The sequence below is a fragment of the Burkholderia sp. DN3021 genome (assembly GCF_049805555.1).
In the GTDB taxonomy this organism is placed as follows: domain Bacteria; phylum Pseudomonadota; class Gammaproteobacteria; order Burkholderiales; family Burkholderiaceae; genus Burkholderia; species Burkholderia pyrrocinia_C.
Genome location: NZ_JBNCAB010000214.1, coordinates 1 through 1819 on the forward strand (window position 1 = coordinate 1; position 1819 = coordinate 1819).

The 1819-nt window shown below is 52.0% G+C and carries 2 protein-coding genes and 1 pseudogene; all 3 read left to right on the forward strand.

Features of this window, described 5'->3' with window-relative positions:
- Positions 1-961, forward strand: a 961-nt coding sequence (locus ACPUER_RS36550) for a hypothetical protein (protein ID WP_425133555.1), incomplete at its 5' end; no start/stop codon positions are given.
- A gap of 198 nt (positions 962-1159) precedes the next feature.
- A pseudogene (locus tag ACPUER_RS36555) lies at positions 1160-1240 on the forward strand (transposase); the annotation flags it as partial.
- Positions 1241-1322: 82 nt separating this feature from the next.
- Positions 1323-1733, forward strand: a complete 411-nt coding sequence (locus tag ACPUER_RS36560; protein ID WP_425133556.1) for a transposase — start codon at positions 1323-1325, stop codon at positions 1731-1733.
- Positions 1734-1819: the final 86 nt, after the last annotated feature.

The following is a 1819-nucleotide window of genomic DNA, read 5'->3' on the forward strand; positions in this document are numbered from 1 at the left end:
TAAACAAACGACCACCGGAAGCGATCCGCAGGCGTTGCCTAACCCGTTGACGAAGCTTGTAGCTCGGGTCAAGGAGAAGTTCAAGTCGAGTTCCAAATACGAGATTACCACCGCAGATTTGGACGAAAAGAGCTCGGACACGGGAGGCGTCACGGCGGGAGATCCCGAGACAATGCTAAAGACGCCAGAGAGACCGTCCAATGATGCTGCGAAAGAGAAGCTTGATGCATTCTTAAAAGAAAAAGAAATTGAACATACTGCTTTGCAGCAGGCTGCTCGTGAGTACACGGATCAGCTACTGTCGGAAGGCATGACGTACAACCAGGTGTATGCCGATCCTCGTAGCAAAGAGTTTCAGGAGAAGCTGGAGAGAATAGAGAAGCTCGAAACGACCGCGAAGCTCAATTATATGATCGAGAAGTATCCTGGAGTGTTCGATAAAAGCCCGGATGGATTGACGACAGCCAAGAAATTGGTTCTAAAATATCTCACGCCCGATAGTATCGTGATACGAAACCAGAGCAAGGAGTTTCTGGATATGGAAAATGGTACAGTAAGTGGCATTAAAGGAGTGGCGGACAGGCATCCTTTGGATGATCCATACAAGATTAGTGTAGATAAAACCAAGCCTCCCGGTACCCTTTTGGGGCGCACAATGCATGTGGGTGATGAAACCACCATTGGCGAACTTCATCAGAAGGGCGAAGAGACGCTTTTCACCATGATCGTTGACCCCGAGAGTGCGAAAGAGCTGATCAAGCAGAAAGGAACGGGATATTCTGGTGGTGCGATCATTAGTGCGCCTTTGAGGGAATATCTGGTGCGAGGAGCGAAGCTGTACGGCGACCCGATATCTGCAACAGGCAATGCCACGCTAATTTCTTTGCCCAAGGGAACAAAGGTACCAGTGGACATCTACGATGGAGAAACCGGCAAGCTGATAAGGGGGGCTGGTAAATGAGATTGAAGGTGAGCCAGTATGACTTTCCGTGAGGCAAGGGCTGGCATGGCGTGGGGTATTCAACTCGGGTTAGCTGTGTGCTTCATGGACATCGTTTCAACTAAAATAAATCGATGGACCGAGAGATCGCCGCGCGATTGGGGCCTGTCAGATTTTTAGTGTGCTGAGGTCATGAGACGATAACGGAACTAACGTCCTATGACCGATTCAACAGTGACCAAGAAGAGCAAGAACCCGAAGGCGCCGAAGCTGTTCCCCGATGAGCTGATCGATCAATTGTAAGCGATCCATTATCGGCGTCTATCCAACGGTGCTCTGAGCGAGGAGCATAGGTGTCCACCTATTTGCGAGGTGGACACCTATGGCTGACAAAGACCCTGAGTTGAGAGTAATTCGTCAAAACAGCGACGGCCGTCGCCGCTACGACGAGAAGGGCAAACGTGCATTAGTCGAGGCGGCATTACGCCCGGGCGTGTCGGTGGCTTGCTTGGCGCAGGAGTACGGGATTAACGCCAACCTGCTGCGCAAGTGGATCACGAAATATCTGATGGAGCGCGAGAAAGGCATCTTGCCGACGCCGCAGGATAACGGCGATGACGTGCCGTCCTCAGGTAATGTGATTGACGGCGTGGCCATCGATCTCCCATGTTCGCGCAAGTTCCTTCTTGCTGCGACAACACCATCCGCGTTCGTGCCGATCGTTTCGGTGCCGCTTGCGCCGGCGCCCACATCGCCATCCCCATCGATGACGCTCACGCTGAATGTACGGTAAGCCCCCGGCGAAGTCATCTTGAAGGCGGCCATCGAAAGCAAGGAGCATCGTGTCCATTAGAATTTTTGATGGACAGGTGTACATGA